Here is a 24794-nt window from a genome sequence, read left to right on the forward strand (position 1 = left end):
TGGCCCCGGTTCCTTTTTTTGAGGTCCTCCATGACTGAATTTCTCGATGTTCTTCGCTCGCCCTGGCCCTGGTACATCGGCGGCCCCCTGATCGGCCTGACCGTGCCCCTCCTGCTGTGGCTGGGCAACAAAGGCTTTGGCATCTCGGCCAACCTGCGGCACGCCTGCGCGATCCTGCTGCCGGACTCGGCGAAACCCGGCTTCTTCCGGTACAACTGGCGTGCGGAACGCTGGAACCTGATGTTCGCTAGTGGGTTGATCCTCGGTGGCTTCGTGGCAGGCGCCCTGCTGGCCGACCCGGAACCCACCCGCTTGAGCGCCGCGGGCGTGCAGTCCATTCAGGAGCTGGGCGTGCAGGTGCGTCCCGGCCTGATGCCGGCGGAACTCACCGACCTGAGCAACCCGGGCGTGTGGGCGCTGCTGGCCATCTCCGGGCTGCTGGTGGGATTCGGGACCCGCTACGGCGGCGGCTGCACCAGCGGGCACGCCATCACGGGCCTCTCGACCCTGCAAGGCCCGAGCCTGATCGCGACCGTGTCCTTTTTCGCTGGCGGCATCCTGAGTGCAAACCTCCTCCTTCCCTTTTTCATGGCGGTAATCCGATGACCCGAACGACCCCCGGTATTCCCGGCGTACATGCGCCATCCACATCCTCTACCCAGACAGCCACCGGCGTGCTGGTCTATCTGCTCGCGGGGCTGTACTTCGGCATCGTCCTCGTGAAGAGTGAAGCGGCCAGCTGGTACCGCGTGCAGGAGATGTTCCGCTTCGAGTCGTTTCACATGTTCGGCCTGATCGGCTCGGCTGTGCTGACCGGGATGATCACGACGGCCCTGCTCCGGCGCAGTGGCGTGAACAGTCGCGATGGACAGATCATTAAAATCACGGATAAGGACAAGGGCTGGCGGCGGTACGTGTTCGGCGGTCTGACCTTCGGCGTGGGCTGGGGGCTGGCGGGCGTGTGTCCCGGGCCGGTGTTCACCCTGCTGGGCGCGGGAATCTGGCCCGTGATGATCGTGCTCGCGTTCGCCCTGCTGGGCACCTACCTGTACGGCGTGATCAAAGACCGCCTCCCGCACTGAAGGGCTGAATCATGGACACGCACGGACATAGATACCCCCTGGGGTATAATGATGGACACCCTGTGGGGTTCCTGGAGGTTCCTATGACCCGGTGCGTGACAACCAACCCTCTGAAGGCGTCAAGTCCACACGATGTCCTCGCCGTCGGGGCCGTCAGATGAACACCCTTTCGCGCCGCATCGGGCCGCCGCGATCACGGTACTGCTCGCCGCCTGCGCTCCATCCGCGCAGGACACTTACACCACGGTGAACGTTCAGGATCTGCATGCCGCACAGCAGGCCGGTGAGTTCGTCCTGGACGTCCGCACGCCGGCTGAGTTTACTGAAGGGCACGTGCAGGGGGCCAGGCTGCTTCCCCTTCAGGAATTGCCTGCCCGCCTGAACGAAGTCCCGAAAGACCGGAAGATCTACGTCATCTGCCGCAGCGGCAATCGCAGCGCCCAGGCCAGCCAGATCCTCGCGGACGCCGGACGCAGGAACGTGTTCAACGTCGACGGTGGAATGAATGCCTGGACCGCCGCGGGCCTGCCGACCACCCGGTGAACCTCACGCCGGACGCCCTGCAACTCGGCACGCTGGTGCTCGCGTGGGAGCGTCTGGCCGTCTTGTTTGCGTTCGGGACGTGGCTGGGTTTGTCGCACTTTCGACATGCCGGGACCGCCGCGCTCGTTACCCGGGTCACGGCCCGGCTGACGGCGGCCCTGCCGCACTGGTCGGAGCTGGCGCCGACCATTCCCGAACGCCTTCTCACGGTACTGGATGTCCGCGCCGGCAGCTGGTCGTGGCCCGTGGGTGTAGCGGCGGGCCTGGTGTACCTCCTCATGCGCCTGCGTCAGTGGCCACCCACGCTACCCCGCAGCCTGCTGCTGACCGTGACCGCGGCGGCCTTCCCATAGCTGTTCAGCCCAGCGCCCCAGTCTGCCTTGAACGCCGATCACGTGCCGGTCACCCGGGTGTCACCTCAGGGGCAGACCTCCTCTGTCGCCTCCGGCGACCTGCGCCGGCCAGCGGTGGTAAACGTCTGGGCCACCTGGTGCGGACCGTGCCGCGCGGAACTTCCTGTACTCGCGCGGGCCTGACGCGCCGGCGAGCCCATCATCCTGATCCATGGGGGAGAGCGTCCGGCAGAGGTGCGTGCTTTCCTGGACAGCGTGGGCGTGCCCGACGCGACGAATGTGGATGGGGGTGCGCTGCGCCAGGCCTTGCAGGTCAGCGGGTACCCCAGCACCTTCGTCATCGACCGGGACGGCCAGGTGAGTGCCCGCCACCTGGGCCCAGTGAATGCCGCCCATTTCAAGCCCTCCTGCGCCATGATAAGGAGAACCGACCATGACCAGCCCTGCCCCCCTGAGCCCGAACGACAAAGAGAAGCAACGCGTCCTGAACCGCCTGCGCCGCCTGGAGGGGCAGGTCCGCGGCCTGCACAAAATGGTCGAGGACGAGCGACCCTGTCAGGAGATCCTGACGCTGCTCAGCGGCGTCCGCAGCGCCCTGGATGCCACGGGAGAAGCGATCTTCGAACAGTACCTGCTGAGTTGCGCGGCCGAGCAGGGTGAGCCTCTGCCAACCAAAGAAATTGTCAAAACCGCGCGTCTGCTGCGTTAACGAACATGGACAGCCGTGACACCGGAATCATCGGATAACCCGGACAGCAGGCGCTGACCAGCCCATACGGAGGTACGCCGTGATCATTGTTAGAGCAGAGAAGTCCTGGCACCTTCCACAGGAAAGCCAGCGGCCTGCCAGTCCGGGCGACCTACCGCGAGGCGGCGCGCACAATCTGGCGTGTCGATCCCTGGGAGCACGCTTACTGCTCACAATCATCTGCCTTCCCACTCCAGAACAGTGCACCTCCGACGTGACCACCAATCCCGCGAAAGCGCCCAGCACCGGATAAGGGGAACTCTCCCTGAGCGTTCAAGTGCAGTGTTAAGCTGGACACCTCGCTGCCTCGGACTCACATGAACCCGTCCGATGAATGGAGGACCAGGTGAACGTACCGCTCCCTCAGCTCCAGCGCCGTGTCCTGACCGACGGCGGCTTGGAGACCGATCTCCTCTTCAACCACGGCATTGATCTTCCCTGGTTTGCTTCCGTCGTCCTGCTCGGGACCCGAGAGGGACGCTCAGCCCTGGAGACGTATTACCGGCCCTATCTGGAACTGGCCCAGCGGCTCAGCACCGGGTTCATTCTTGAAAGTGCCACCTGGCGGGCCAGTCCCGCTTGGGCCGAGCCGCTCGGGCTCGGACAGGCCGAGCTCGACCAACTCAACATCGCGGCGGTCGAACTGCTGCACCGCCTGAGGACCGAATTTGCCACCGATACCGTGGAGATCGTGGTCAGCGGCTGTATCGGCCCCCGTGGCGACGGGTATGACGCCGGCCGGATCATGAGCGTGACGGAGGCGGCCGAGTACCACGGGCATCAGGCTCGGGTGCTCGCCTCGGCTGGCGTGGACATGCTTTCTGCGCTCACCATGACCAACATCAACGAGGCAACCGGGATCGCCCTGGCCGCAGCACAGGTCGATCTGCCGGTGTCCGTCTCGTTTACGGTGGAGACCGATGGACGCTTGCCCACAGGTGACTCCCTGATGGACGCGGTGACGGCGGTCGATGAGGCGACTGGTCATACTCCGGCTTATTTCATGATCAACTGCGCTCACCCTGATCACTTTGGAGCAGTCCTGAGTGAATCCGCCGGCTGGACTCAGCGAATTCGTGGCCTGCGCGCGAATGCCTCGCGTTGTAGTCACCAGGAACTGGACACCATGACGGCACTTGACGCTGGCAATCCGACAGAGCTTGGGCTGCTCTACCGCGCGCTTCTCGAGAGGCAACCTCAGATTACGGTGCTCGGTGGCTGCTGCGGCACCGACCTGCGCCATATCACGGCCGTGGCTGAAGCCTGCCTGAGGCCCCCGAGTTCATCGTCTTCTGCGGCAGATCTCTGAACGGCACCGTGGGAGAACCGATTTCTCCGGTTTCTGCGTTTCCTGTCCACGTGGTCTGCGTGCCGGATTGCGGCCCTGGATATCCCCCACGAAGTTCCTGCCACGCAGAAACCGGGGCACAGTCATGAACATCACTGACCTTCACGAGTCCACCTGATGAGGTGTTCCTCCAGATCCGATTCAACTGCACCGCAGCCCGGCTGGCTAAACTCTGTGATGTCACGCGCCGGTGCCTCCCAAGACGGACTTTGTTGTTACGTGTTCCCCCTCCCAGTGACCGCATTCTGGTGAACGATGAAACGAACCCTCATGCTGAGCACGATCCTGATGACCTGCGCCATTGCCACGGCGCAGACGCCCCCCTCGCCGCCGCCAGCCGCGACCGCCGCCCCGGCCGCCACGTCCTACACCTTTGAAATTCTGGACGCCAACCGCCAGCCGATCGCCACCTTCGATGCCACCGGCCGCCTCCGGATCACAGGGACGCTCTCGACAGGGACCCTGCTTCGCCTGTCGCGCACTGGCGCGAGCCGCCTCTTTCAGCTGGCGCAGCCTGTGACTGAGAGCACCACACTTGGCGAAGTGGTGCTGGTGTACGGCAGCAGCACGGTGACCCTGGGCGCCCTCCTCAATGGAACGTCCAACACCGCAGAGAACAGCCGGCCCAGCGTGACCCCGCAGCAGCTGAATGCCCTTCTTGGTCTGTCCACCTCGCTCGGCAGCGTGAGCGTTGGAATGGCCACGTCCTTGAGTCTCAACGGGATAGCCCTGACGTTGCCCTTGATCCTGCCCCTGTTCTGAAGGCGCAACCAACGCCGTCCAAACTGACGAGAAGCAGGGGCCTCCACTGGAGGCCCCTGCTTCAGAGCTGGACCTTACTTGCTGCCAGGCGCAGGTGCGGTGGTCGGCGCGGCCTGCAACAGCCGGTACGCGATGACCCGGTTGTCCTTGTCCAGCGTGACCTCAAAGACGGCGCCCGTGGTGTCCTGCAACTGCCGCACGATCTGCCCGGCAGCATTGTTCGTTTCACGCAGGACTTTCAGACTGCTGATGTTGCCGACAGTCAAGGTCTGGCCCAGCACCTGCCCCGCGGAGGTGACGGTCCGTTCCACGATGTTCCCCGTGGCATCAATCGTGCGCTGGACCGTCTGCCCCAGGCTGTTGACGGTCTGGGTGAGCACGCCTCCGGGCTGCGTGACGTTATTCAGCGTCTGTCCGACGGTCCCGACGGCACGGTCCACCACACCGCCAGGTTGCACGGCCGTGTTGGCCACATTCCCGACCGTTCCGACGGCGTTGTCCACGCTGGTCAGCAGGCGCTCAAGAATCTGGGGGTTGCGGTCGATGGTGGTGAGCGTGCGGTCGATAATCTGCGCCACGTTATCGAGGTTGACCTTCAGCAGAGCCTGGGCACGCACGCCTTTAATGGTGAGCTTGACCTTGTCGATGGAGACGTCCGCGCCGGCCGTGAGACGCAGCAGGTTGGCCAGCTGGGCGTCCAGAGCCACATGTGCCCGGAGGTTCTCGACTTCCAGAGTGATTTCCTCGACGCTGAGGTTGGGAATATCCAGCAGCACGTCGGGATTGCCCGTATTCGCTTCGATGCAGCGGCGCTCACTGGCGGCACGCTGAGCTTCCTGCTCCGGTGTCAGGCGGGTGTTGCCCGGGGCGGAAACGCTGAACTGCTGGCAGGGGTCCGTCGCCGTGCGCGTGGTGGTGCCCCCATTGCTCCCTGAGGGCGCCGGCGAGACGGGAGCAACAGGCGAGGCGGCAGGGGGCCGGGTCGTCGGCGCAGGCGTAGGCGTGGTCTGAGCAAAAGCGGACCCCAGGACGAGCTGAGCAAGGAGCACCACAGGAGCAGCAAAGGGCTTTCTCATACTCACAATTGTAGGGAGATGCCGAACGGCCGAACGACGTCTCCTGTCAAGGAATTCTTTAGATGCGGGAGCAGCTGAGACGCCCCAGTCTGACGCGATGAACGCCCGTCAGCGAGTTGACTGCTTCGTCTCTACGACGCGGTGTCTCCGCTCGCCCGGACAGACGAACCCTGCTCTCGTGGGTCACCCGGGCCGTTATCACAGCAGCACAAAACGCAGAAGCGTTCTCCGCGGAGCCAAAGTGAAGCCCGGGTTCCTGGTCCGGCATCAGGATCGCCCGCCGGTCATTGCCCCTCCCCGTGCTTCCCCCGCCGTAGCCGCGCCGGCCCCAGCCTGCACGCGACGCGGTTGAGGTCATCACGCCAAACGCCTGGCCCAGGGCCACGCCCTGACTGACATCAGTCTGCCGGTCCTTCGGCGCAGCAGCTGGCCCCTCACTGCGCCAGCACCGCAACGCACAGGCCACGGCACTCAGTACCGTGGCACTCGTGAATCCACGCGCCACGCCCAGGCATCACTCTTGATTCCAGAGATGTTTCACCGCACAAATTCCGTTGTCAATGCGGGGTTGAGAACCGGGTCGAGGCGCTGTAGGGAGCGCACCGCCGATGCCCGCTCAACGCCCCCACCGGGGTGAGCAGGCAAATGACGGAAAATCAACAGTTGACGCCGTGGAGCCGGTTCCATGATGGACGCAGTACCAAACTGAACATCAACCGCGAACTGACGCGGCGCGGCGCACCAGACCGGTGCGCGACATTCTTCAGGTCGTTGCCGGTCGCCCCGTCTCATTTCCCAAGGATCCCCATGAAACAACTGCTCCCCCTTTCCCTCCTCCTGTTGTCCAGTTCCGCTGCCGCCACCACCCTCACCGTCTGGAGCCATTTCAGCGACACCGCCGAGGTCGCGTGGCTGCGCACCCAGACGAACAATTACACGCGCCTGACCGGCAACAAGGTCACCCTCGTGCAGGTTCCCCTCGATAAAATCGCCGATAAGCTCATCGCAAGCGCCAAAAAAGGCCAAGGCCCAGACCTGATCGTCACGCTCCCGCAGGACCGCTTCGGGCAGCTCGTCACGGCCGGCGTGCTGGAACCCATGAAGCCGTACATGGAGCGCCGCACAGACTTCGACCGCACCACCCTCACCGCCCTGACGTATCGCGGCACGTTGTACGGCCTGCCGATGTTTGCCGAGTCTGTCGCTCTGGTCTACAACAAAAAACTGGTGCCGACCGCGCCGGGCAGTTGGAACGAGTTCATCAGCGTGGCAAAGAGAAACACTGCCGGAGACCGCTTCGGCTTCCTGACCGACCTGGGCAACGCCTACGTGAACTACGGGTTTTTCAGCGCGTACGGGGCCTACGTCTTCAAGAACAACAGCGGCACTCTGGACACCAAGGACATCGGGCTCAACACTGCCGGCGCCGCCCGGGCCCTCTCGGTCATGAATGACCTGCGCTACAAACACAAGCTCGTCCCCGAAGGCATGACCGGAGACGCCGCCAAGGCCGCGTTTATGAAGGGGCAGGCGGCCATGATCGTGACCGGACCCTGGGACATGGGCGACATCAAGAAAGCCGGCATCAGTTACGGGATCGCCGCCGTGCCTACCCCGCCCGGTGCGCCGAGTCCCTGGAGTCCATTCGTCGGTGTCCAGGGCATCGTGATGAATGCCTACAGCACACACAAGACTGAAGCCGGCGCGTACGCGCGTGGTCTGGTCAGCAGCGTCGCGCAGGTGTCCTTTAATCAGGCGGGCGGCCGCATTCCGGTCAGTGTCGGTGTACGCACGCGACTGGGCAACAACCCCATCGTGAGCGGCTTCGGACGCGTGATCTCCGACGGGACACCTATGCCGAACGTGGCCGAGATGGGTCAGGTCTGGGGTCCCTGGACTGACGCTGTGGCGCTGGGCGTCGGGAAGGCCGGGGTGGACACCTCGAAGATTCTGGAAGACGCGGTCGACAAGATCAAGAAGTCCATCAAGTAGCCAGGCGCCGGCTTCCAACACGTGAGCTTAGCGCCGCCGCCCGGGAGAGCACCGCCTCATCCTGGAGGTCCGCCCGAACGACACCAGCGTCACCCCCCTGACCACCACCGAAGGCGGACGCTTCGCGGTGCCGCCCCGCTTCCATGATGGTCCGGGTTCCGGTGAGCAGGGGAAGCAGCACCGTGGTGCCGTCCGCCGACACCCGGGGCGTCACGCCACGAACCGGGCACAGCACCCGCCCGTTCGCCCGCACATCCCGCAGCCAACAGGAGAGCCGTTATCTCTGCGGGACTGAACACCTTGCGCTTGATCATGTCCTCTCCTGCCGGCGGACGCGGGTCGTCAGACCCCAGCCTGCCGGTCAAGTCAACACAAGAGAAGCGAGGCCTCGCGCCTCACTCCCCTCAGCTCCAGGTCTGGTCAACGAACACAGAGCCCGTGTCACTCGGCGGAGCGACCGGCGTCGCCATCCCCCCTGGCCGGACGAACGTCACACTTCACCGCGCCGACTGGCACCCGGACCAGCAGTCAGCACCCGCCGCGCTCCACCTTTGGCCACGCCTCCACCCGGACCATCACCCCGCGCAGTCCAGGCACCAGCGCGCCCGACCCGAGCCGCTCCCCCCCTTGCATGAACCGTCACCCGGGAAGGCAACTGCCCCGTCACGTCCCCCGGCAGGAACAGACCAACGCGGCCCGCTCCCGATGGACCTGGGTGTCTCGCTGTCGGGTCACCGTCCGGCACGTTCGGTCGGGGCGTGGGCAGAAGTGGACGGAATCTGAGTGCGTTACTCCTGAGGCATGTCGTCGGCTCGAGCTGGACTGGAGGATGACGGTGAGCAGTCGTCAAGCGGCCGAGCAACGGACTCCGGTGACCGTCTGCCGTGCGGGGCAGTGGGTCGGTCCGCTGGCGGGTGTATCGGGTCAACGGCTGACAGAAGTGGGTACGGTCAAGATCGTCGGGCTGAGGTCGGGCGGCGAGACCCTGGGCTCTCGCGGTCGTGTCGTCGTTCGGCGCTGCCGGTCAGGGCAAGGGGAGAGGACAGTGACCATTCAGAATCTTCAGGTGGAGGAGCAGCGGGACTGCGGGGTCTGCCCGCCGCAGTGTGTCCCTCCGGCTTGTCATCGTTCGGTGCGCCCGGTCGGGTGAAGGCCAGAGCACAGTTCCCAGGATGATCGGTGTCGGGCGTTCCGTGCTGGGGATCAGTTGATGGTCCGTGCCGAGGATGCGCTTGTGCAGGACTGGCTTGAGGGGCCGTGCGAATCCCGAGGAACCGTGGGGAGGAGCGGGAAGGGAGAGAACAGGGGGCGGGACGCGCGGACCGGGGAACGCGGCAAGCCGACCTGGATGGAGAGGGCCGCGTTGAGATGAGGTGGCCTCCAGGTCGGGGGCATGCCGGTCAGGAGAGAGGCGGCGTGCTGCGGCGGCGTGGCTGCGTGACACTGACACCAGCGTTCGGATGAAACAGGAGGCACCCCAGCTCCCTGGGGTGTCGGTGCAAGCAGGTGAAGGGGTTCAGCCGGTGCGGAGGTTCGGCCAAGGGCCGACGCGGATGCCGCGGCTGGAGAGCATTTCATCCACGGCCTGGGTCACGCGGTCGTGCATCACGAAGCGGCCCACACCGCTCATAGGAGAAGTGCATTCAGGGATGCCGGAGTGACCAGGGGCCTGGGCGTCTGCTGAGTCCTGCTGGCCGCCGGGTGTACCCCCAGCAGGACTGCCAACTGGTCAGACGGTTGTCAGGACAGAGGGTTTAGCGTCCAAACATCGACAGCAGGTCCCGGGCCGGTACCACCAGGCAGGTGGCGCGACCCAGTTCGATGGAGGAACGATGCCGGTGAACCTGACCTCCCACAGACGCCCCATGAAACGCTGGGTTCGTCACCCACTGGTGCTGGGGCTGGCGGGAACTGCCGTGCTGTTCGTCGGGCTGGCCGGGTACGGTTTCCGGACGCTGGAGCACGCCTTCGAGCGCAGCGCCCGGATCACGCAGGACACCACGCAGCGCATTGAAGTCACCCTCAAACTTCAGAAGCTGCTGCAACGCGCGGCGCTTCCTGTCCACCATTACCATATTGACGGGCACTCTGAGCAGCGCATGCATTTCAGGATGCTGGCCGGCGAGATCAACGGAACGTTGAGTGAGACCCTCTCGGTACGGAGCGGCAGCCGCCCTCAGGACTTCGCGGCCATCGCGTCATCCTGGCGGGACCTCCAGGGTGAAATTACGGCTCTGCTGGCCTTGCCCGATCCCAACGCCATGGGGCTGCGGGTGATTCACGCACGAATTCACGCGCTTGATGAGGAGGTCCGCGCCCTCTCGGACCGGGTGGGCGCGCTGCATGACGCAGACCGCATCCGGACCCAGGAGCAGCTGGCGGACGCGGCCCGGTGGAACCGCACCCTGACGGTTCTGGTGACCGCCGCTTTCCTGGTGACTGTGCTGAGTCTGATGCTGGGGGCCGCCATGATGATCCACTCGCAGGCCACCTTGCGGGACCTCTCCATGCGGGACGCTCTGACCGGCCTGTTTAATCGCCGTGAATTTCAGGCGCGGCTGCGCCGCCAGGTGGAGCTGGCCCGGCGCCAGGGCGGTTCATGCGCGGTCCTGCTGCTGGACGTCGACCACTTCAAGGCGGTCAACGACACCTACGGCCATGAGGTGGGGGACCTCGTGCTACGGGAACTGGCTGAAGTGGTGTGCCGCGAGGTGCGCCGGGCCGATCTGGTGGCACGTTTTGGCGGGGAGGAACTCGTGGTTCTGCTGCCGCACACCGACAAGGCCACGGCCGTATCGGTGGGGCAGCGGGTGCAGCAGGCGGTGGCCGGGCACCCGGCCTTTGTCGTCCCGGGCGGGGCGCAGCTGACCGTGACGGTCAGTGTTGGTGTGGCGGCCTTTCCAGCCGACGCGCCGGTTGAGGAGGCGCTGCTGCGCGTGGCTGACCAGGCGATGTACGCTGCCAAACGCGCGGGCCGCAACCAGGTGACCTGGCAGGGCGCTTAGAGACCGGACCCCGCCAGCGTCAGGTCCGGCATTCGCGGTTTGCGCACACCGGGTAACGTCAGCTGAGCGGGGAGGTCACCCGGCGTCATGTCGCGGCGCAGCGCTCTCGGGGGCACTTCCGCCAGAGACCGTTTCCGGGGACCACGCCGGGTTCAGGGCAGGACGTTGCCGGCCGCGCGGTAGATGGCGTACCACTCCTCGCGGGAGAGGTGCACCTCGCTGGCGCGGCAGCAGTCGCGCAGCCGGTCGATGTTCATGGTGCCGATCACCGGCTGCATGCGCGCCGGGTGACGCAGCAGCCACGCGATGGCGATGGTCGTGTTACTCACGCCGTGCGTGGCGGCCACCTCGTCGATCTTCGCGTTGAGCTCCGGGAACTTGGGATGGTTCAGGAAGACCCCTTCGAAGAACCCGAACTGAAAGGGTGACCACGGCTGGATGGTGATGTCGTGCAGGCGGCAGTAGTCGAGGATGTACCCGTCACGGTCCACGGCCGCGTCGTTTTCCATGTTGACGTTGAAGCCACTCTTGATCATGGTGGTGTTCGTGATGCTCAGCTGCAGCTGGTTGGCGACAATGGGCTGCTGGACGTAACGGCGGAGCAGGTCAATCTGATGCGGGTGCTGGTTGGACACCCCGAAGTGGCGGACCTTGCCGGCCTGCTCGAGCTCGTCGAAGGCGGCGGCGACCTCCTCGGGCTCCACGAGCGTGTCGGGGCGGTGCAGCAGCAGGACGTCGAGGTAGTCGGTCTTCAGCCGGCGGAGGATGCCGTCGACGGAGGAGAGGATGTGTTCGCGGGAGAAGTCGAACATGCCCTGGCGGATGCCGCATTTGGACTGCAGGATGACCCGCTCCCGCACGCTGCTGCTCATGCCGATCGCGTCGGCGAAGATCTCTTCGGAGGCGCCGCTGCCGTAGATGTCGGCGTGATCGAAGAACGTGGCGCCTTCCTCCAGGGCCGCGTGAACGAAGCGCTCAGCTTCGGGTTTCTCGAGACTGTTGATGCGCATGCAGCCGACGGCCACGACGGGGACCTCGAGGGTGCTCGTTCCGAGTTTCTGTGTTCGCATGGTTCTCCTGGGCAGGGGTTGGTGGGTGTGGTGGTGAGCGGCCGTGGGCCTGGGACGGCCCCTTAGTGTGGAGTGTACGCGGGATCGGGCCGCCGCGGGGGGAAAACCTTCAAAAAGGAACAAGGCGCCGGCGTGGCCGGTGGGGCGCCCGGCGCGGGAGGTGCGGTGGGCGGCGCAGGGCTTCGTTCCGCTGCCCTCAGCGGGGCTCGCCGGGCCCGGCGCGGGGCTGGTCGTGGCGCGTTTGCTGTGCCGGGCGCCGACCAGGCAGCGTCAGGCGGCCGTACAGCCCGTGCGGGTGGCCCGGCTGTCGTCGGGACCGGGTTGCCGCTGGACGCCCCCCGGGGTTGAGGTTCAGTAACGAGTTGCCCGGCGGCTGGGGGGGGATGCCGGCGTGTCCGGCGAGGGTGACGCTGCGGGTGCCATCGGTGGCGAGGCAGGACCGCGCCGGTTGGTGTGGGCGAAGGGAAGCGAGGTGGCCCCGCGGGCGTGCGGCTTTTCGGGGGCGAAGACGCTGCAGGTGCGGGCGGCCTGTGCCAGAGTGCACGCATTAGTGCACGCCTTGCCGTACGTCGCCCGAAGGCTGGTGGTGGCCCCGCGCCGAAGGTGTGGTGTAGACCACTGCTCAGGGTACTCGGTGGCTACTTGAGAGTACATCTACCAGCTTCTAGATTGTCGGCACACAGCAATAAAGGAGGTGAGAAAGATAGAGCGTCCGGCTCTGACCCCACTGCATCCCCAGACGCGCCGTCACCTGGAAAACGGCCAGCGGCTGCGCCTCGCTGCGATCCGGGAGTTCGCGCAGCACGGCCTGCACGGCGCGAAGGTCAGCAACATCGTTGCGGCGGCGCACTTGACCCAACCGTCCTTCTACCGCACCTGGCCGAGCAAGGAAGCCGCCTACGAGGACCTCATCACCGCCACCATCGAAACGTGGCAGGCGTCCACCCGCGTGGTGCTGGACGGGCCGGACGAGTGGACGTTCGAGCAGCGGCTCTCGCACGGCATCGATCAGCTGTTCCGGTTGATCACCCTTGACCGCGACCTGACCCGGCTGGTGCTCAACGCGCACAGCAACGACCCGGACTGGCTCCTGCCGTTTATTCACACCTACGAGGACCTGTTTCAGCGGGCGCAGCGCCGCGGCTGGGTCACGACCCGCGTGCCGGCAGAAGTGCTGGCGCAGGCGGTCTTCGCGCTGCTCGACCGGTTCTTCCAGGCCCGCCTGTACCGCGGCGCGGCGTCCGTGGAGGACACCACCCGTGAACTCACGCAGTTGATTCTTCCCATGGTTCAGGAGGCCCATCATGATTAAGCGGTCATCGGTTCTCATTCTGCTGGGTCTGGCGTCCTCCGCCCTGGCCAAGCCGCCGGCCTTCACCAAGGCCCAGGCGGACGCCGGCGCCAAGGTTTACAAGGCGCAGTGCGCGTCGTGTCACGGCGCCAAACTCAACAACGGCGGCGCGCCCAAGCTCGCCGGGCCGGACTTCCTGAAGAAATGGGCCAGCAACACGGTGGATGATTTCCACTTCATCATGTCGAGCACCATGCCGATGACCAAACCCGGCGCCCTGAAGGAATCCGAGTACCTCAGCGTGCTGGCTTACGTCCTGCAGACCAACGGGTTCAAACCCGGCACCACCGCGCTCGCCACCAAGAACCTCAAGGCCTACAGCTTCAAGAAATAAGGTCGGGCCGTCCGGGCCCAGGCCGTCACGTCCACAACTCAACACCCACAAGGGGACTTATGACTGGCAGAACACAGCGTTTCTGGCTGAGTACCGGCATTGCTTTACTGATGAGCTCGGTGTCGGCCGTAACCGGCCCCACCCAGGACCAGCTCAACGGCGCGGACGCCGCCACCGACTCCTGGCTGATGTACAACAAAGGCTACAAGGCCCAGCGCTACTCCAGCCTCGACCAGATCAACAGCGGCAACGTCGCGCAGCTCAAGCGGATCTGCACCTTCGAAACCGGCGACGACGGCGGCTTCCAGGTCACGCCGCAGATGTACAACGGCGTGCTGTTCTTCACCCAGAGCACCCGCACCTTCGCGGTGGACGCCCGCACCTGCAAGGCCCTGTGGGTGCACAAGTACAAGATGGACTCCACCTCGGTGCTGCAGACCAACCGCGGCGTGGCCATCGCCGACGGCGTGATCTACCGCGGCACGCCGAACGCCCACCTGATCGCGCTCGACGCCGGCACCGGCAAACTTCTGTGGGACACCAGGGTGGCCGACTCCACCGCCGGGTACTTCCTCAGTGCGGCGCCCGTCGCCTACAACGGCAAGATCCTGATCGGGGAGGCCGGCGCGGACTGGGGCGTCAAGGCCCACATGTACGCCTTTGATGCCAAGACCGGCAAGAAGGCCTGGACCTTCGACCTGATTCCCACCGGCACCCAGAAAGGCGCCGACACCTGGAAGCGCGCCGCGTCCGCCACGACCGGCGGGGGCAGCACCTGGACGAGCTACACCCTCGACGTGGACACCGGCAAGGTGTACATCTCGGTCGGCAACCCCGCGCCGGACTTCGCGGCCCAGTACCGGCCCGGCGACAACCTGTACACCGACACCGTGACTGTCCTGGACGCCAACACCGGGGCGTACAGCCACCACTACCAGCAGATCCCGAACGACGACAAGGACTACGACACGTCCGCCGCGCCGGTACTGTACGACGTGGACGGTCAGAAACGCATGGCCGTGGCCACCAAGGCCGGCTGGCTGTTCGGGTACGACGAGGCCGCCCAGAAGCAGGTGTTCAAGCAGGCCATGATCAAGGTCACCAACCAGGAGAAACCCACCACGCGCGAAGGGCTGGACATCTGCCCGAACTACAGCGCAGGCTCCCAGTGGTCCGGGCCCTCCTACGATCCCGCCAACCAGACGCTGTTCGTCAACGCGGTGGACTGGTGCGGGACCGTCAAACTCGGCGAGGTGCGATTGATCAAGGGGCAGCTGTTCTTCGGCGGCGCTATGAAACTCGACCCGGCGGAGAAAGCCATCGGCCGCACCGCGGCGTTCGACGCGGCGACCGGCAAGAAGCTGTGGAGCTACGACCTGCCGTCGATCCGCATCGTCGGCGGCGTGACCTCCACCGGGGGGAACCTGGTGCTGGCCGGCGCGATGAACGGGACGTTCTACGCCCTGGACTCGAAAACCGGCAAGGTGCTGTTCAAGGACAACATCGACAAAGCGCCGATCGGCGGGGGCGTGTCCACCTACTCGGTCGCCGGCAAGCAGTACATGGCCGTGGCGGCCGGCAACACCTCCAAAGGCACCGCCGGCGTGAAGAACGTCGGGTCGCGCGTGGCGATCTACACCCTTCCCTGAGATGAGACGAGCCGCGCTGATTCTCGCCGCGCTGACGCTGAGCACTCTCGCGTCCGCCGTGCTGCCCGCCCTGAGTGCCGCCCAGGTTCAGGAGGCCAAGCAGGAAGGGGAAGCCATGAACACCCGCGAGAGCGGGTACGTCGTGGGCCCCTACCTGGTGAAGTCCTACAACGACGACCTGATCCTGAAACCCAATTCGCCGGAAGTCGACGGTGTGGTGCTCAGCACGCCCTTCGAGCGGCTGCGGTACGAATCGTACCTCGCGCACCTGGAAAACAAGCCCCTGTCAGACGCGCAGGCCGCGGCGCTCGCCCGGACGTACGCCGGGAAGCTCGTCTTCCGGGTGTACTCGCACAGTCCGTACGCGGTGGACGACGAACTCGAGCAGTGGCAGCAGGCGTACCTGACCCACAAGGTCACCCTGACCCCCAACCGGGAAAAAAGCTACCTGGACTTCTACAAGCCCGCCACCCTGACCGTGGCCGGGAAGACCTACACCGCCCGGCCGGTGGTGGACGGCCCGTACCGGGACAATTTCGTGCTGCCCAGCGGCCAGTCGGACTTCCGGAACCTCGGGGTCATCTTCTACGCCTTCGACCTGCCTGCCCTGCCCCGCAGCGGGACCGTGACGCTGTCGTTCACGGACAGCCGCGGCCGGGCGTACCGCATTCAGAGTGACGCCGGCGCGCTGCGCTGAGCGTCCGCGTCACCGGACCGAGGTGGGGGCGTCACGCTCCCGCCTCGGCGTGTTGAGGCGCCCGCCACACCGGCGGCACAAGGACACCTATGCAGCTCACGCCTTCCCCGTTCAGCGGCATCTTCACCCCGCGGCAACTGGACATTCTCCGGAACCTGGCGCTGGGGTACTCGAACCAGGAGATCGGCCTCCAGCTGAACCTGTCGGACAAAACGGTCCGCAATCAGCTGTGCGCGATCTACGCGAGCCTGGGCGTCAGCAACCGCGTTCACGCCGCGCGGTGGGCGCTGCGGGCCGGGCTGGTCAGCCTCGACCCGGGCGTCAACGAACGCGACGTCCTGGACGCGGCGCCGGACGACCCGGTGCGCCGGGCCCGCGCGGCGAGCTGAGCTTCCGGCTCTTCACCCTGGCGTGTCCGGCACCGCGCTGCTTTACCCGGCGGTGCTCCAGCGCCAGTCGCACGAAAAGGGCAGTTCCATGTCGACCGAGGTGGACGTCCTGCTGGTCAGCGTGTCCCGGACCGCCGCAAAGGAAGGGGGCCTGGGCGTCCGCGCTGCCGGGTGTCAGGGCCCCCAGCAGGCCTTCCTGTGAACGGCCCCGGTGGACTGAGCACGGCAGGAAGAGGATTTCGACTGCCGACAAAGGATCAAGCAAAGGCCTTGCCAGGTGGGACGCCGAGCGCCTCACACCTTATGGCTGACAAACCATGATCCGCGAGAACGCCCTCAGATAGCGAACCGTTCCGTTTACACGCAGGAAATCGAACTTCATTCCCTTGAGAGTCCCGTCCTGCACTGTTACCCGGTCATTCGCATGAAAAGCCAGCCGGGCTGGGGGCCAGGGATCTGTTTCAGCAAACACCTCCGGGCCTTCACCCCGCTGGAACGCGAAGATCAGTTCACCGTCGCTGGCCGTGACCCGAAAGCCATGTCGGTCTCCGGGAACTTGATACCGCCCCTCGTACTCCACAAGCTCATCGTGCCTCAACGTGAGCCAGACCGGTTCCCGGGGCTCGTCGTGCAGGAGATGCTGGTAAAACCAGTCCAGCAACGCACGATTCATCTCCAGACCCGCAGCGGCGTTCGTCATCGACGCGAGAGCGACCCCCAGTTTCGGAACCAATGCCAGCACCGCTGTCTGCCCGCCCGTTGAACCGACATGCGACACCACCTGCACGCCGTTCACCAGCGCCACGTTCCACGTCAGGCCCACCCAACGTCCGTCCGTCGTCTCTTGCTGCGGGTGCAGCAGAGAGGCCATCCCTTGCTCACTGAGCAGTCGTTCTCCCTGGGCGTTGCGTCCATCGCCCAGCATGAAACGCGCGAACTGCATCAGGTCTTCCAGGGAGCAGGCCAGGCCAGCGAAAGGCGCGGAATTGCGGGGAAGATTCCAGGGTCTGGCCACCACCGTCTGGTCGTTCTGCCGGACATGACCGACAGTAAAGTGACGGGTCATCACTTCCGCAGGAAAGAAGAACGAATGATCCAACCCAAGCGGTTTGAGCAGCCACTGGCGCGCTGCATGTTCGAACGGCATCCCGGTGACGACCTCCACCACACGTCCGGCCAGGTAGAAGCCGGCGTTGTTGTACGACCAGTAAGCGCCAAGGGGAGTCACCTGGGGCTGTTCGGCCAGCAACCGAACCATCTTCGCCAACGCATCATCACCGTCCCCGGTGTTCGCAAACACGTCACCCCGCCAGCCGCCCGTATGGATCAGGACATGCCGGAGCGTCGCCCGCTGCGTGGCGTGCTGGTCGGACAGTTGCAATTCAGGAAGGTAGGTCCGCATGGGCGCGTCGAGGTCGAGCAGGCCTTGTTCGACGAGACGCAGGAGCAGCAGCGCCGTGAAGGGCTTCATGATCGAGCCGATCTGCCCGATGGTGTCGCGGCTGAGGGACTGCGGGCGCTCGACGTTGGTCACTCCCAGTGTGAAGGCGCGCTCCTCGGTCGGCGTCAGCACTGCAATGGCAGCCCCAGGAACGTGATGTTGCCGCATCAGCCGTTGGGCGTGCTGTTGCAAAGCGTCATAGAACGCGGCGCCGGGCGGTGGTTGCTCCCACAAGGCTTCGGTCATCACGGCACCCCGAGTGAAAGCTTAACGAAAATGGTGAAACGCTCTCCGTCCGGTCCTGCGCCAGGGGTCCCGTCTGTTGCACTGACGCTGTGCATATTTCCCGGTCGGCGACGGCGGAGACAGCGAACAACGAAGCGCCCAGGTGCTTATGCCAGGCTCTTCCACTTCCCACCTTCCAGTGCACCTTGACTGAGGCGCAGGCAGATACAGCACGTCTCCAGCCGCATGCTTCCTGGCCCACAGGCGCAACCTCACACCACGGGCCGATGACGTCGGCGAATGCCGCCATGTGAGGCTTGCCCGGACAAGCGGTTGGTCATCCCCGGGAGTTGGTGGCCAGGCGGCGCGGACCGGTCACCCTGCCCTTCACGCGTGGGCCTTAAGTTTCCCCGCAGGCTCGTTCAAGGGTGCCTGAACCGGTTGCCACCCGGATGAGACCGTGGCGCCGCACCCTGAACCTATGAAACCTCTGACCCCCACCCGTCACGGCATCGTCGATTACGCCGCCTGCGCCCTGATGCTCGCCGGGCCCCGTCTCCTTGGGCTCTCGCCGCAGGCGCAGGCGCTGTCCGCGGGTCTCGCGGCCTCGTACCTGGGGGTCACGGCGCTCACTGATTTCCCGCCAGCCCTGAAGCGCGTGTTGCCGTTCCCGCTGCACGGGAAGATTGAGCTCGGCACGCTTCCGGTGCTGCTGGGGCTGGCCGCCTTGCGGCATGAGTCCCGCGAACGGCTGTATTTCCTGGGATTGGCCGGCATGGTGGCCGGGGCGTACACACTGACCGACTGGCAGGCCGATCCGGACAGCTGAAGGCTCTGAGCGGTCTGGGACGCTGCAACCGTCCTGTGTGGGGCAGGAGACGTGAGCGCGCGGCCCGGCCAGTTCCCGGAGGAACGGAGCAGACCGCGCGTGGTCACACTGACGGGGGCGGGATGAGGTTGGGCAGCTGCTCCCCTTTCGGGGGTCTGGACGCCCTGACGGGCCAGTCCGGATGGGAGGCGGGCGTGCAGACGCGCTGGCGGCCAGGCTTTACCTGACGATCTGCTTGACCATCTGACGCTCGATCAGCTGCGCCGCGATCGGGCCGCGGATGCGGCGGAACAGGTGATAGTCAAAGAAGTACACCTGCTGTGCTTTGCTGGCCCGCAGCTGCCGGGTGATGGGGTTGGCGTTCCAGTCCGCCCGTGCCCGCGCCGGGGTGCTGGCGCCGGCCGCCAGGACGATCACGACGTCCGGGTTGATGGCGGCCAGGCCTTCGACGCTGACCACGGCTTCTTTCTTGTCGCCGTCGATGACGTTGAAGCCCAGGTCGTTGAGCAGGCCGCCGGTCCAGTCGCGGCTGTCACTGATGGTGAAGGTGTTCCTGGCGTCACCGCCGGCCGTCCAGACCACGAGCACCCGTTTGTTCCGGGTGGCGTCCGCCAGCTGGGCTTTGGCGGTCTGCACGCCGCTGCGGTACGTGTTGAGAACCTTGCTGTAGGTCGGCTCCCGGTCGAGTGCCTGCGCGATGAGGGGGAGGGTCTTCTGCCACTCGTTCCGGTCGATGCCTTTAAACAGGAGCGTGGGGGCGATGCGGCTCAGTTGCGGGTAGACCTGCGCGGCGTAGTCCTCACCGATGATCAGGTCCGGCTTGAGGGACAGCAGAATCTCCAGGTTGGGGTTGAAGCGGTCGCCCACGTTGGTGGGGCTGGAGGTGACCCGGCTGCCGAGGTATTTGATGTCGCGGATGGGGGACCCGAAGGCCGGGGTTTTGAGGAACGTGGACGCCTCGCCGTAGCCGACCGGCTGCACGCCGATGGAGAGGAGAAGGTCAAGGGCGTGAGGGCCGAGGGCCACGACCCGCAGCGGCCGTTTGGTCAGTGTGGTGGTGCCCGCAGCGTGGGAGATGGTCACCGGGTAGGTGGTGGCCGCCGACAGGCTGAAGCTGCACAGCAGCATGCCCGTAAACAGGTGACGTTTGCGCATGAATCCCCTTTTCTCTGATGGGCTGCACAAGGGCGGCCCGTCAGAAGCTTTGGAAGTCTGCCGGACTGAAATCCAACTTGCAAGCTCGGATTTCAGCAGGGGTCTGCACAGGCGCGCTTTATGGGCCGGCGGCGCGGTTCCCACCGCAGAACCCGGCTCGGCTGACGGTCCGCCTGGTGTAAAGCCGGCTGAGGGGGCTGGGGCCTGGAGAAGCAGCCGGTTCCAGCGCCCGGCCGGCAACAAAAAAAGAGCCCGCAAGGGCTCTTTTTCATTGAGGGTACGAATTACCAGCGGTCGTCGCGGCGGTTGCCGCCACCGTACTCGCTGACGGGGGCCGCTTTGGTCACGACAATGTTCTTGGCCTGGGGGCCTTTGCCGCGCTGGCCTTCTTCAACGTCGAATTCGACTTCGTCGCCTTCGTTCAGCTTTTTAAAGCCGCTGCCCTGGATGGCGCTGAAGTGTGCGAACACGTCCGGGCTGCCTTCCGTCTGAATGAAACCGAAGCCCTTTTCTGCGTTGAACCATTTCACTTTACCTACAGCCATAATCAACTCCTGAGTTTCCAACACGGAAAAGCGCACGTACCAGTGTATCGCGCGCTTTCAATCACGGTCTACTTGGAAACTATTCGCTGATCTTAACGACCCTCCTCCATCTTTGGTGTGACGTATGTCACAAATCATGGAGACAGCGGCGTGGGCGGCAGGTCGGTCGCGGGCGCCGCTCCAGGCCTCACTGCTGGCCCGGGGCGCGGGCCGGGTTTCTCAAGCGCGTGTGCACGGAAGCCCGGAACACTCTGTCCCAGTGCCTGCCTCCAAGCTGCGAGATCAGGTCGCCTGCAGAGTGAGGCTGAGCGGGCCGGCTGGAGGGCACCGGGCCGGCGCCCCAGCAGGGTCCGCCGCGCTTCAGGGGCCAGGCGTCACAAACATCTGAGCAGGCGCTCAGGTATCATGTGCCTATGACTTCCGTCACCCGCCCCGAGGCTGGCGTTGACCCCGGCGCCCTGACGTACCGCGTGGACGGAATGGACTGCGCCAGCTGCGTGCTGAAGGTCGAGCGGATGGTCGGTGCCCTTCCCGGCACCGCAGCCGTCACCGCCAGCTTTACAAGGCAGACCCTCACCCTGCACCTTGATGAGCGGCGCACCCCCCGCACGCTGCTGGAAACCAACCTCAGAGCCCTCGGCTACGCCCCTTCACTGCTCAGCCCGGCCGCCCAGCCCGCCACCCAGCCTGCCCAGGCGGGGCCTGACCTCACCGGTCACAGCCGCCGCCGCGCGCCGGCCAGCCTGGCGTGGTCCCGCACCACGCAGGGCCGGCTCGTGATCACCTCCGGCGTCCTCCTGGCTGCCGCGTGGCTCCTCGGCTTCGCCGAACCCCGCTTCGCCACGGCCGGCTACGTCGCCGCGGCGCTGCTCGGCGTGTGGCCCCTGGCGCGGAAAGCGCTCGCCAGCGCGCGCCTCGGTGATCCGTTCAGCATCAACATGCTCGTCAGCCTCGCCGCGATCGGCGCCGTCGCCATCGGCGAAGCCCCGGAAGGCGCGGTGGTGGTGTTCTTCTTCGCAGTCGGGGAACTGCTCGAGGGTGTCGCCGCCGGGCGTGCCCGGGCAGGGATTCAGGCGCTCACCGCTCTCACCCCGAACACTGCGCTGCTCGTCGGCGCGGCCGGCCTGCAAGAGGTGCCCGCCGCAGAGCTGCAGGTGGGGCAGACCGTGCAGGTCAACCCCGGCGGCCGCGTTCCGGCCGACGGCACCATCGTGAGCGGCACCTCCAGTCTCGACGACAGCCCCGTCACCGGCGAAAGCGTGCCGGTCACCAAAAGTCCCGGCGACCACGTGTACGCCGGCAGCATCAACGCCAGCGGCGTGCTCCGGGTGCAGGTGAACGCCGCGGCCGCCGACAACACCATCGCCCGGATCATTCAGCTGGTCGAGGAAGCTGAGGGCAACAAGGCGCCCACCGCGCGCTTCATCGACCGGTTCAGCCGGTCCTACACGCCGGGCGTCGTGCTCGTCGCCGCGCTCGTCGCGCTGCTTCCGCCGCTGCTGGGCGGGGCGTGGCACGACTGGCTGTACAAGGGAATCAGCCTGCTGCTGATCGGCTGCCCCTGCGCGCTGGTGCTCAGCGTCCCCGCGTCCATCACCAGCGCCCTCAGCGCCGGCACCCGCCGCGGCCTGCTCGTCAAAGGCGGCGGCGCCCTGGAGACCATCGGCCGCGTCCGCACCGTCGCGTTCGACAAGACCGGCACCCTCACCGCCGGGCAGCCCCAGGTGACCGACATCATCGGCCTGAACCTCCCTACGCAGGACGTCCTGCGCCTGGCCGCCGCCGTCGAGACCGGCAGCAGCCACCCTCTGGCGCGCGCCATCACCGCCAGGGCCGCACAGGCGGGCCTCACCCTGCCCCATGTGATGGACGCGCAGGCGATTCCCGGCCGGGCCGTCACCGCGACCGCCGAAGGCCGCGCCCTGAGCGTGGCCTCGCCCCGCCACGCCGCCAGCCTCGCGCCGCTGAGCGCCGCCCTGCAGGCCCGCCTCACCCGCCTGGAAGAACAGGGGCGCACCGCGGTGCTGCTGCTGGACGGCGCCCAGCCTCTCGGCATTCTTGCCCTCCGCGACGAACCGCGCGCTGACGCCCGCAGCGCCATCGCGGAACTCCGCGCGCTGGGCGTGCGGACCGTCATGCTGACCGGCGACAACGCCCGCACCGGGCAGGCCATCGCCCGCGACCTGGGCCTGGAGGTGCAGGCCGACCTGCTGCCCGGAGACAAGCTCCGCGTGATCGACGGGTACAAAACGCAGGGCGGCGTGGCGATGGTCGGTGACGGCATCAACGACGCGCCCGCCCTGGCGCACAGTGACGTCGGCATCGCCATGGGCGGCGGCACCGACGTGGCCCTCGAAACGGCCGACGCCGCCCTGCTGCACGAACGCGTAACCGGCGTGGCGGACCTCGTGCGTCTCTCGCGCGCCACCATGCGCAACATCAGGATCAATCTTGCGTTCGCCCTGGGCCTGAAGGCCATCTTCCTCGTGACTACCCTGCTGGGCCACACCAATCTCTGGATGGCGGTCCTGGCCGACACCGGCGCCACGGCGCTGGTCACGGCCAACGCCCTGCGCCTGCTCCGCTGGGCCCCTCACCGTTCCGCGCCTGTTCCGGCCAGCCCTGCGCCCCACCCCGCCTGAGCGGGGCCCGGCCGCGCTGGTCTGCGGCGCGGGCCACCGGACAGTGACGCAGGGACGCTCATCCGGCGCGGCGCCCCCTACACTGACAGCGTGAAAGCCGCCACTCAGGATGACGTGTGTGACGTGAACTGCCTGCACCCGGAGGCCGTCGACCTGGCCCGCACGCACCAACCTGACCACGCCTGCATCGAGCAGGCGGCCGCGTTCCTGAAACTGATGGCGGACCCCACCCGCATCCGGATCCTCAGCGCCCTGCAGGCCACCGAGCTGTGCGTCTGTGACCTCGCCGCCGTGGTGGGCATCAGCGAAAGCGCCGTCAGCCATCAGCTGCGTCTGCTGCGTACCGGACGCATCGTGACGTACCGCAAAGAAGGCCGGGTGGCGTACTACCGCCTGCTCGACCATCACGTCACCACGACCCTCGGCAACGCCCTGGACCACGCCCGCGAGTAACGGCCCGCGTCCCGGACTTTCCGGCGCCGGCGCCCCCCCGGCCCCCACCCCGGCCGCCCCTGGAACCACAAGGTCACCTGAGCACCTCTGGCCCCAGCGCTCCCCCGGGGTGTGATTGCCTGAAGTGTGAAGGCAGACAGGCACAGTGAAAACAGGCAGCGCACCATCCTGGTGATCGAGGATGACCCGGACATCGCCCGGCTCGTCCAGTTGGATATGGAAGACGCCGGCTTCCGCGTGGTGACAGCGGTGGACGGCGCGGCGGGCCTGCAGGCCCTGGAGCAGCACGCCACGGACCTGGTGATTCTCGACCTGGGCCTGCCGGACGTGGACGGTGAAACCGTGGCCCGTCAGGTGCGCCGCACCAGCAGCGTTCCGATTGTGGTGCTCACGGCCCTGGACGGCGTGGAGCGGAAAATCGAACTGCTGTGCGCCGGTGTGGACGCCTACGTCACCAAGCCGTTCGACCCTGCCGATCTCACGGACCGCGTTCACGTGGCCCTCGCGGCGCCGCAGCACGCGCCCCTGACCGTCGGACGGCTGAGGCTGTTGCCGGACACGCGGCGGTGCGTGTCCGGCGACCAGGACGTCCCGCTGTCCAGCCCTGAATTTGACCTGCTGTGGCTGCTCGCGCAGCGGCCCGGCTACCTGCACAGCCGCGACGAGCTGCAGCGCAGCCTGTGGCGTGAGCAGGGCTCCGCCGGTGATCCCGTGGACGGGCACCTCCGGATGCTGAAACGCAAGCTGGGCGAAGCCGGAGCAGGCGCCGCCATGCGCGTCGTGCGGGACGTGGGTGTCACCCTGCTCGCGGTGCCCTGACGCCGCGCGCCGGGTGTGGGTCGGGTGAATGCGCCGCAAGCGTGGCCGGCAGCGCCCAGGAAAACATGCAGTGGGCTGGGCAGCCCGGGCGCCGCGTGACCTGGGCCGCGCACGCTGAGCCCCAATGTCCCCGTCGCGCAGGCCGCCTCCAATGAGACGCTGTTCAGGCGGGAGGCGTCCGCGCCGAAGACCCGCGCCGCGAACCCCCTCATCGCGCAGGTCACGAGTGCTGAGCATGACCATCCGGAGACCGGCGCCGCGCCGCTTGACGTCGTCCCCGCTCTGA

25 protein-coding genes are annotated in these 24794 nt (G+C 66.4%); 20 read left to right on the forward strand and 5 right to left on the reverse strand.

Annotated features, from left to right (window positions below):
* Positions 1–30: 30 nt before the first annotated feature.
* The 8 genes from LAJ19_RS15185 to LAJ19_RS15220 all read left to right on the forward strand — a co-directional run bounded on the left by LAJ19_RS15185 (position 31) and on the right by LAJ19_RS15220 (position 4836).
* Positions 31–606 (forward strand): YeeE/YedE family protein, encoded by a 576-nt coding sequence (locus LAJ19_RS15185; RefSeq protein ID WP_225523353.1) that lies wholly within the window; start codon positions 31–33, stop codon positions 604–606.
* Positions 603–1082, forward strand: a complete 480-nt coding sequence (locus tag LAJ19_RS15190) for a YeeE/YedE family protein (RefSeq protein ID WP_225523354.1) — start codon at positions 603–605, stop codon at positions 1080–1082. The genes LAJ19_RS15185 and LAJ19_RS15190 overlap by 4 nt, the downstream gene beginning before the upstream one ends.
* A gap of 246 nt (positions 1083–1328) precedes the next feature.
* A complete protein-coding gene (locus LAJ19_RS15195) occupies positions 1329–1625 on the forward strand; it encodes a rhodanese-like domain-containing protein (RefSeq protein ID WP_225523355.1) in 297 nt (98 codons plus the stop codon).
* Complete coding sequence (locus tag LAJ19_RS15200) at positions 1622–1978, forward strand: hypothetical protein (RefSeq protein WP_225523356.1); 357 nt, start codon at positions 1622–1624, stop codon at positions 1976–1978. The genes LAJ19_RS15195 and LAJ19_RS15200 overlap by 4 nt, the downstream gene beginning before the upstream one ends.
* Positions 1979–2035: 57 nt before the next feature.
* Positions 2036–2161 carry a TlpA family protein disulfide reductase gene (locus LAJ19_RS22120; protein ID WP_432804252.1) on the forward strand — a complete coding sequence of 42 codons (126 nt, stop codon included), beginning with the start codon at positions 2036–2038 and terminating at the stop codon, positions 2159–2161.
* Positions 2162–2411: 250 nt separating this feature from the next.
* Complete coding sequence (locus tag LAJ19_RS15210) at positions 2412–2687, forward strand: metal-sensitive transcriptional regulator (protein WP_225523357.1); 276 nt, start codon at positions 2412–2414, stop codon at positions 2685–2687.
* Between the two features lie 385 nt (positions 2688–3072).
* Complete coding sequence (locus tag LAJ19_RS15215) at positions 3073–4035, forward strand: homocysteine S-methyltransferase family protein (protein WP_225523358.1); 963 nt, start codon at positions 3073–3075, stop codon at positions 4033–4035.
* A gap of 294 nt (positions 4036–4329) precedes the next feature.
* Entirely contained in the window at positions 4330–4836 is a 507-nt protein-coding gene (locus LAJ19_RS15220; RefSeq protein WP_225523359.1) for a hypothetical protein, read from the forward strand.
* A 74-nt stretch (positions 4837–4910) separates the two neighbouring features.
* Here the strand turns inward: LAJ19_RS15220 and LAJ19_RS15225 are convergent, their stop codons facing one another.
* The gene (locus LAJ19_RS15225) at positions 4911–5912 is read right to left on the reverse strand and encodes a hypothetical protein (protein WP_225523360.1); all 1002 of its coding nucleotides are present in this window, start codon (positions 5910–5912) and stop codon (positions 4911–4913) included.
* Positions 5913–6752: 840 nt separating this feature from the next.
* On the opposite strand from LAJ19_RS15225, the gene LAJ19_RS15230 reads away from it, so the two are divergent.
* On the forward strand, positions 6753–7904 hold the full coding sequence (locus LAJ19_RS15230; RefSeq protein ID WP_349774840.1) for a sugar ABC transporter substrate-binding protein: 1152 nt from the start codon (positions 6753–6755) through the stop codon (positions 7902–7904).
* A 1865-nt stretch (positions 7905–9769) separates the two neighbouring features.
* Positions 9770–10909 (forward strand): GGDEF domain-containing protein, encoded by a 1140-nt coding sequence (locus LAJ19_RS15235; RefSeq protein WP_225523362.1) that lies wholly within the window; start codon positions 9770–9772, stop codon positions 10907–10909.
* A 152-nt stretch (positions 10910–11061) separates the two neighbouring features.
* Here LAJ19_RS15235 and LAJ19_RS15240 read toward each other — a convergent pair whose 3' ends face one another.
* A complete protein-coding gene (locus LAJ19_RS15240) occupies positions 11062–11979 on the reverse strand; it encodes an aldo/keto reductase (RefSeq protein ID WP_225523363.1) in 918 nt (305 codons plus the stop codon).
* Between the two features lie 694 nt (positions 11980–12673).
* Between LAJ19_RS15240 and LAJ19_RS15245 the strand changes: the two genes are divergently transcribed.
* The 6 genes from LAJ19_RS15245 to LAJ19_RS15270 all read left to right on the forward strand — a co-directional run bounded on the left by LAJ19_RS15245 (position 12674) and on the right by LAJ19_RS15270 (position 16601).
* Complete coding sequence (locus tag LAJ19_RS15245; protein WP_225523364.1) at positions 12674–13291, forward strand: TetR/AcrR family transcriptional regulator; 618 nt, start codon at positions 12674–12676, stop codon at positions 13289–13291.
* Positions 13284–13664, forward strand: a complete 381-nt coding sequence (locus LAJ19_RS15250; protein ID WP_225523365.1) for a c-type cytochrome — start codon at positions 13284–13286, stop codon at positions 13662–13664. The genes LAJ19_RS15245 and LAJ19_RS15250 overlap by 8 nt, the downstream gene beginning before the upstream one ends.
* 59 nt (positions 13665–13723) lie before the next feature.
* Positions 13724–15313 carry a pyrroloquinoline quinone-dependent dehydrogenase gene (locus LAJ19_RS15255; RefSeq protein ID WP_225523366.1) on the forward strand — a complete coding sequence of 530 codons (1590 nt, stop codon included), beginning with the start codon at positions 13724–13726 and terminating at the stop codon, positions 15311–15313.
* A gap of 1 nt (position 15314) precedes the next feature.
* The gene (locus LAJ19_RS15260) at positions 15315–16010 is read left to right on the forward strand and encodes a hypothetical protein (protein WP_225523367.1); all 696 of its coding nucleotides are present in this window, start codon (positions 15315–15317) and stop codon (positions 16008–16010) included.
* Positions 16011–16099: 89 nt separating this feature from the next.
* Positions 16100–16399, forward strand: coding sequence for a helix-turn-helix domain-containing protein (locus LAJ19_RS15265; RefSeq protein WP_225523368.1), 300 nt, complete (start codon positions 16100–16102; stop codon positions 16397–16399).
* Between the two features lie 22 nt (positions 16400–16421).
* Positions 16422–16601: a hypothetical protein gene (locus LAJ19_RS15270; RefSeq protein ID WP_225523369.1), complete on the forward strand. Its 180-nt coding sequence runs from the start codon at positions 16422–16424 to the stop codon at positions 16599–16601.
* Positions 16602–16700: 99 nt separating this feature from the next.
* Here LAJ19_RS15270 and LAJ19_RS15275 read toward each other — a convergent pair whose 3' ends face one another.
* Entirely contained in the window at positions 16701–18086 is a 1386-nt protein-coding gene (locus LAJ19_RS15275) for a serine hydrolase domain-containing protein (protein ID WP_225523636.1), read from the reverse strand.
* Positions 18087–18546: 460 nt separating this feature from the next.
* Between LAJ19_RS15275 and LAJ19_RS15280 the strand changes: the two genes are divergently transcribed.
* Entirely contained in the window at positions 18547–18894 is a 348-nt protein-coding gene (locus LAJ19_RS15280; RefSeq protein WP_225523370.1) for a hypothetical protein, read from the forward strand.
* Positions 18895–19113: 219 nt separating this feature from the next.
* On the opposite strand, the gene LAJ19_RS15285 is transcribed toward LAJ19_RS15280, so the two are convergent.
* Entirely contained in the window at positions 19114–20049 is a 936-nt protein-coding gene (locus LAJ19_RS15285) for an ABC transporter substrate-binding protein (RefSeq protein ID WP_225523371.1), read from the reverse strand.
* A gap of 284 nt (positions 20050–20333) precedes the next feature.
* A complete protein-coding gene (locus LAJ19_RS15290; RefSeq protein ID WP_225523637.1) occupies positions 20334–20594 on the reverse strand; it encodes a cold-shock protein in 261 nt (86 codons plus the stop codon).
* A 413-nt stretch (positions 20595–21007) separates the two neighbouring features.
* On the opposite strand from LAJ19_RS15290, the gene LAJ19_RS15295 reads away from it, so the two are divergent.
* The 3 genes from LAJ19_RS15295 to LAJ19_RS15305 all read left to right on the forward strand — a co-directional run bounded on the left by LAJ19_RS15295 (position 21008) and on the right by LAJ19_RS15305 (position 24508).
* Positions 21008–23236, forward strand: a complete 2229-nt coding sequence (locus LAJ19_RS15295) for a heavy metal translocating P-type ATPase (RefSeq protein WP_225523372.1) — start codon at positions 21008–21010, stop codon at positions 23234–23236.
* Between the two features lie 90 nt (positions 23237–23326).
* On the forward strand, positions 23327–23689 hold the full coding sequence (locus tag LAJ19_RS15300; RefSeq protein ID WP_225523373.1) for an ArsR/SmtB family transcription factor: 363 nt from the start codon (positions 23327–23329) through the stop codon (positions 23687–23689).
* A gap of 126 nt (positions 23690–23815) precedes the next feature.
* The gene (locus tag LAJ19_RS15305; RefSeq protein WP_225523374.1) at positions 23816–24508 is read left to right on the forward strand and encodes a response regulator transcription factor; all 693 of its coding nucleotides are present in this window, start codon (positions 23816–23818) and stop codon (positions 24506–24508) included.
* Positions 24509–24794: the final 286 nt, after the last annotated feature.

Source organism: Deinococcus taeanensis (assembly GCF_020229735.1).
Classification (GTDB): Bacteria; Deinococcota; Deinococci; order Deinococcales; family Deinococcaceae; genus Deinococcus; species Deinococcus taeanensis.

Excerpts from the sequence above, each read along its gene's own strand:
- LAJ19_RS15185 (WP_225523353.1), top strand. The coding sequence starts at position 31 with ATGACTGAATTTCTCGATGTTCTTCGCTCGCCCTGGCCCTGGTACATC.
- LAJ19_RS15190 (WP_225523354.1), top strand. The coding sequence starts at position 603 with ATGACCCGAACGACCCCCGGTATTCCCGGCGTACATGCGCCATCCACA.
- LAJ19_RS15210 (WP_225523357.1), top strand. The coding sequence starts at position 2,412 with ATGACCAGCCCTGCCCCCCTGAGCCCGAACGACAAAGAGAAGCAACGC.
- LAJ19_RS15220 (WP_225523359.1), top strand. The coding sequence starts at position 4,330 with ATGAAACGAACCCTCATGCTGAGCACGATCCTGATGACCTGCGCCATT.
- LAJ19_RS15225 (WP_225523360.1), bottom strand. The coding sequence starts at position 5,912 with ATGAGAAAGCCCTTTGCTGCTCCTGTGGTGCTCCTTGCTCAGCTCGTC.
- LAJ19_RS15235 (WP_225523362.1), top strand. The coding sequence starts at position 9,770 with ATGAAACGCTGGGTTCGTCACCCACTGGTGCTGGGGCTGGCGGGAACT.
- LAJ19_RS15240 (WP_225523363.1), bottom strand. The coding sequence starts at position 11,979 with ATGCGAACACAGAAACTCGGAACGAGCACCCTCGAGGTCCCCGTCGTG.
- LAJ19_RS15250 (WP_225523365.1), top strand. The coding sequence starts at position 13,284 with ATGATTAAGCGGTCATCGGTTCTCATTCTGCTGGGTCTGGCGTCCTCC.
- LAJ19_RS15255 (WP_225523366.1), top strand. The coding sequence starts at position 13,724 with ATGACTGGCAGAACACAGCGTTTCTGGCTGAGTACCGGCATTGCTTTA.
- LAJ19_RS15260 (WP_225523367.1), top strand. The coding sequence starts at position 15,315 with ATGAGACGAGCCGCGCTGATTCTCGCCGCGCTGACGCTGAGCACTCTC.
- LAJ19_RS15265 (WP_225523368.1), top strand. The coding sequence starts at position 16,100 with ATGCAGCTCACGCCTTCCCCGTTCAGCGGCATCTTCACCCCGCGGCAA.
- LAJ19_RS15275 (WP_225523636.1), bottom strand. The coding sequence starts at position 18,086 with ATGACCGAAGCCTTGTGGGAGCAACCACCGCCCGGCGCCGCGTTCTAT.
- LAJ19_RS15280 (WP_225523370.1), top strand. The coding sequence starts at position 18,547 with ATGAAACCTCTGACCCCCACCCGTCACGGCATCGTCGATTACGCCGCC.
- LAJ19_RS15285 (WP_225523371.1), bottom strand. The coding sequence starts at position 20,049 with ATGCGCAAACGTCACCTGTTTACGGGCATGCTGCTGTGCAGCTTCAGC.
- LAJ19_RS15290 (WP_225523637.1), bottom strand. The coding sequence starts at position 20,594 with ATGGCTGTAGGTAAAGTGAAATGGTTCAACGCAGAAAAGGGCTTCGGT.
- LAJ19_RS15295 (WP_225523372.1), top strand. The coding sequence starts at position 21,008 with ATGACTTCCGTCACCCGCCCCGAGGCTGGCGTTGACCCCGGCGCCCTG.